The 5,168-nt window shown below is 48.9% G+C and carries 4 protein-coding genes; all 4 read left to right on the top strand.

Annotated elements, in window-relative coordinates; all coding sequences use genetic code 11:
• Positions 1-1,540, top strand: a 1,540-nt coding sequence (locus tag ACR0P9_RS07365) for an acyl-CoA dehydratase activase-related protein (RefSeq protein WP_432618780.1), incomplete at its 5' end; no start/stop codon positions are given.
• Positions 1,524-2,780, top strand: a complete 1,257-nt coding sequence (locus ACR0P9_RS07360) for a 2-hydroxyglutaryl-CoA dehydratase (protein WP_432618778.1) — start codon at positions 1,524-1,526, stop codon at positions 2,778-2,780. The genes ACR0P9_RS07365 and ACR0P9_RS07360, both read left to right, overlap by 17 nt.
• Positions 2,781-2,930: 150 nt before the next feature.
• Complete coding sequence (locus tag ACR0P9_RS07355) at positions 2,931-3,938, top strand: LacI family DNA-binding transcriptional regulator (protein WP_432618776.1); 1,008 nt, start codon at positions 2,931-2,933, stop codon at positions 3,936-3,938.
• A 322-nt stretch (positions 3,939-4,260) separates the two neighbouring features.
• The coding region (locus ACR0P9_RS07350; protein WP_432618774.1) for a Gfo/Idh/MocA family protein at positions 4,261-5,168 on the top strand (908 nt) is incomplete at its 3' end.

The following is a 5,168-nucleotide window of genomic DNA, read 5'->3' as shown; positions in this document are numbered from 1 at the left end:
TCTGTTTGCAGAGCATCCGATTGATCTCGGCTCTCGCTGCACCGTATTTATGAACTCGTCGGTCAAGCAGGCACAGAAAGACGGCGCAGGTATTGATGCAATTTCCGCTGGTCTGTCCGTTAGTGTTGTCAAAAATGCACTGTATAAGGTTATCCGCGCGCATTCGCCGGATGACTTGGGCAAACATATCGTCGTACAGGGCGGTACCTTCCTCAACGATGCAATTTTGCGTTCATTTGAGATGGAAATCGGCAGAAATGTTACCCGTCCGGTGATTTCAGGCTTGATGGGTGCCTATGGCGCGGCACTGCACGCGATGGCAAATGAAAAGGAATCCAGCTCGCTGATTTCTCTGGAAGAGCTGAAGAACTTTGACCATAAAACAACTTCGGTAAAATGCGGCGGATGTACCAATCACTGCTCGCTGACCGTTTCGCTGTTCCCAGGAGGACGAAAGTTTATTTCCGGCAATCGCTGCGAGCGTCCGCTCGGCGGCGGAGATAAGCTCAAGCTGCCGAATCTGTATGAATACAAGCTGGAACGCTTGCAGCAGTATCGCAAGAGCCAGCCGGGCAAGGCAAAGATCGGCATTCCGTTCGGACTGAATATGTTTGAACTGCTGCCGTTCTGGCACACCTTCCTGACGCATTTGGATTTTGAAGTGGTGCTGTCGGATGTGTCTACCCGTGCGATGTATGCACTGGGACAGAATTCCATTCCGTCAGATACTGTATGTTATCCGGCAAAGCTCATGCACGGTCATATTGAAAATCTGCTCAGCAAGGGTGTTGACGCGATTTTCTATCCGTGTATGACCTATAATCTGGATGAGCATCGTACCGCGAACTGTTATAACTGTCCGGTTGTTGCATACTATCCAGAACTGCTCAAGGCAAACATGAACCACTTGCAGGGTGTTGACTTTATGATGCCGTATATTGAGCTGGACAGAAAGAAGGACTTCCTCAAGACAGCTTGCGAGCTGTTTGTCAAGAAATATCCGCACATCAATAAGCGCATGGTCAAGCAGGCAGCTGCCGCAGGCTATGCCGAGCTAGATCGATACTATGCAGATGTCGCTGCGGAAGGTAAAAAGGCAGTTGCCTATGCGGAAGAGCATGGTCTGGAAATTGCTGTGCTGGCGGGACGCCCGTATCATATTGATCCGGAAATCAACCACGGCATTGACCGCTTGATTCAGTCGTATAATATGGTTATTGTATCCGAGGACTCTGTAGCACCGCTGGCAGAGATGCCGACTGTCAATGTCCTCAATCAGTGGACGTATCACTCCCGTATGTATGCGGCTGCCAATTGGGCCGTGCACAGACCGGATGCACAGCTCGTACAGCTGGTATCTTTCGGCTGCGGCATTGATGCCATTACAACCGATGAAATGCGTGCCATTACAGAAGAAGGCGGCAAAATTTATACACAGCTCAAAATCGATGAGATTAACAATTTGGGTGCTGCGAAGATTCGTATCCGCAGTATGCTCGCCGCAGTAGAGGAGGGAAAACAGAATGCCCGAAACGCGTGAAATTCCACATGTTCCGTTTACGGAGGACATGAAAAAAGACTATACCATTCTGGTTCCAAATATGCTGCCGGTACAGCTCAAGCTGATTACTTCGATTATGAAGAACTACGGCTATAACATGGAAGTTTTGGAGACAGAAGGCTCGCAGATTGCCGAGTGCGGTCTGAAAAATGTACATAATGACACCTGCTATCCGGCTCTGCTGGTTATTGGTCAGTTCATTGACGCGCTGGAATCCGGCAAGTATGATCTGCATAAGGTCGCATTGATGATTACACAGACCGGCGGCGGCTGCCGCGCGTCCAATTACATCCATCTGCTGCGCAAAGCGCTCATCAAAAATGGCATGGGCTTTATTCCGGTTATCTCGCTCAATTTCTCTGGTTTGGAGAAGAATGCGAATCCGGGCTTTAAGCTGACACCGAAAGCGTTTATTCAGGTCGCATATGGTGTACTGCTCGGCGATTTTATCATGCATATCTTTAACCAGTGCCGCCCGTATGAGGTGCACAAGGGAGACTGTCAGAAGGCAGTAGATGAGCTGTTCAATAAAATTACCAAGGATTTCCGCGGCGATAAATTCATTCATTACAAGTACGTTCGCATGATGTACGTGCTCATCTGCAAGCGATTTGCGCAGATTGAAATGAAGGATTTTGGCTCGAAGAAAAAGGTTGGCATTGTCGGTGAGATTTATGTCAAGTTCTCTCCGCTCGGCAACAACAATCTGGAGCAGTTCCTGCTCGGCGAGGGCACAGAACCGGTGCTGGCAGGTCTGCTGGACTTCTGCCTGTACTGTATTTATAACGGCATTATCGACTTCCAGCTGTACGGCCGCTCCATCAAGAGTGCGGCTGTCATGCAGGCGGTCTATCGCTTCCTGCTCAGCAAGCAGAAGGATATGATTGATGTCATCAAGCGCGATGGACATTTCCGCCCGATGATGGAATTTGAGCGCGTGCGCAAGCTGTCGCATCAGATTATCAGCCCTGGCGTCAAGATGGGCGAGGGCTGGCTGCTTCCTGCAGAAATGGTAGAACTGATTGAGGAAAACGTGCCGAATATCGTTCTGACCCAGCCGTTTGGCTGTCTGCCGAACCATATTGCTGGCAAGGGTATGATTCGTAAGATTCGAGAGGTTTATCCGGACGCCAATATTGTCAGTGTCGACTATGACCCAGGTGCTTCGCGCATCAATCAGGAAAACCGCATCAAGCTGATGCTTTCTAATGCAAAATAAGCACAAACGGCGCAGGGCTTCCTGTGCCGTTTTTTTGTCAGGAGGAAAAACCACGAGATTATCCATGGGCAGCAGAACAGCTGTGAACCTTGCTTTTCTCGAGAAAATACGATATGATAGAGGCATTCAAACGCATGGAGGGATTAACTGATGGGTGTAACACTCAAGCAGATCGCGGATCTTGCCGGTGTGCATAAATCGACCGTAGATAAAGTGATTCATAATCGTCCGGGTGTTAGTGATGCCAGACGGCAGCAGATCAAAAAGCTGTTAGAAGAATACGGCTATGAATCCAATCCGTTGGCGAAGGCACTGAACTATCAGAAGAAAAAGATGACGGTTGCTGTTGTCATGCCGACGGTTGATGCAATGCCGACGCTCAAAAAGGGCATGGAGTTGGTACAGCAGGATTTCAATAGCTTTAATGTTGACATTGCATATTATAATGTTCCGTTTGAAGCATCGGAACAGGTAGCGTGTCTGAAGCAGCTGCCGAAAGAGGACATTGCCGGAGCGGTCGTTCTGCCGATTGAAGTGCCGGAAGTGGTACAGGCCATGCAGCGACTCAAGGAACAGAAGATTCCTGTCGTAGCAGTCAATTCCAACTTGCAGACCGAACCGTATTTATGCTATGTGGGACAAGACATGGTACAGGCGGGCAGAGTGGCAGCACACATGATGGGATTGCTTCTGCCAAATGGCGGACAATTGGGCATTGTCTCCAGCAACAATATGCGTGCGGTAAAACAGCGCGAACACTCGTTTCGGGACAGCATCGGAGAATTGTGTCCGCAGGTCACGATTTGTGCGTCCATGGATATTGTGGAGAAGCCGGAACATGCCTATCAGCAGACCATAGAATGGCTGGAGCAGCATCCGGAAATGCAGGCGTTGATGATTACCTGCGGTTGTGTGCCGGATATTTGCCGTGCCGTGCGGGATGCCGGACGAAATCTCACGATTTTGTGTTATGAACGCTATGAAGAGATTACCCATTTGGTGAAAGATGGAGAGATTGCCTGCACCATCAGCGGAGACCTGCGAGAACAGGGGCGGCTTGCCATGCGACTGCTGTTTGAGAAGCTGATTTACGAAAGAGAGCCGGATAAAACCGTCTATTATACAACGAATGAAATCTTGCTGAAAGAAAATATCTAAGAAAAAATCACAGTGCATGACGCACTGTGATTTTTTATGTATATAGAAAAATAAGAATCCTGTGAAGAGTGCACAAAAAAGTCGAGAACGTTTTGTAACAACTCACAGTAGACAAAATACGCACATGAGGAATATAATATAGACACAGTTAAGAGACCGGTATCGTAAAGAAAGAGTTCGGTATCGTAAAAACTTATCATGGATTTAAAAGAAAGCAATGTCAATGCAGTACTTTTAAATCCAAAAATTTTACTTCATTGCGAGACCGGTATCGCTCTCGCGAGAATCTATGGAAAATATTTAGAAAAGGAAGGTATTTATCATGAGTGATCTGAGAATTGGACTGGTAGGAACTGGCGGAATCGGCCGTACCCACATTGAGCGCGTCAACACCAAGCTGCAGGGCGGCAAGGTTGTTGCTTGTGCGGATCCGGCTGGCGCATTTGGCCTGTCTGTTGCTGAAAAGTTTGGCATCAAGGGCTATGAGGATCCGATTGACATGATTAACGATCCGGAAATCGATGCGATCATGTGCACCACCGCAGATCCGTTCCATAAGAAGTATGTTCTGGCTTCTATCAAGGCTGGTAAGTATGTATTCTGCGAGAAGCCGCTGGCTGCAAAGGCTGATGAGTGCAAGGAAATCGTAGAGGCTGAAATTGCCGCTGGCAAGCAGATGGTACAGGTTGGCTTCATGCGCCGTTACGATGAAGGCTACAAGCAGCTGAAGGCGGCTGTTCAGAGCGGTGAGTACGGCGAAGCACTGCTGCTGCACTGCGCACATCGCAACCCGGCAGTTCCGGACGATTGGGACAACAGCATGGCAGTAGAAAATTCCATGGTTCATGAGATTGATGTTCTGCGCTGGCTGCTCGGCGAGGACTACGCAACCGCACAGGTTGTTTACGGCAAGTCCACCAACAATGGCCCGAAGGATCTGCATGACCCGCAGATTATGATTCTGACTACCAAGTCCGGCGTCAGAATTGATGTAGAGTCCTTTGTCAATAACCATAAGGATTACGACATCAAGTGCGAGATCGTTTGCGACGGTGCTGTTCTCAACATGCCGGAGCCGAACTATATTTCTGTCAGCGCAGGCGCACAGAAGGGCAGAAAGCAGTATACCGATTGCTTCCAGCGTTTTGCTGATGCCTATGATGCAGAAATTCAGGCTTGGATCAATGCATCTAAGGAAGGCCGCGTGGATGGCCCGAATGCTTGGGATGG

Source organism: Butyricicoccus sp. (assembly GCF_050872565.1).
GTDB lineage: Bacteria > Bacillota > Clostridia > Oscillospirales > Butyricicoccaceae > Butyricicoccus_A.
This window is presented reverse-complemented; position numbering and strand designations above follow the sequence as displayed.

Bases quoted from the DNA above. Each gene is read 5' to 3' on its own strand.
- ACR0P9_RS07360 (WP_432618778.1), top strand. From the start codon at position 1,524: ATGCCCGAAACGCGTGAAATTCCACATGTTCCGTTTACGGAGGACATG.
- ACR0P9_RS07355 (WP_432618776.1), top strand. From the start codon at position 2,931: ATGGGTGTAACACTCAAGCAGATCGCGGATCTTGCCGGTGTGCATAAA.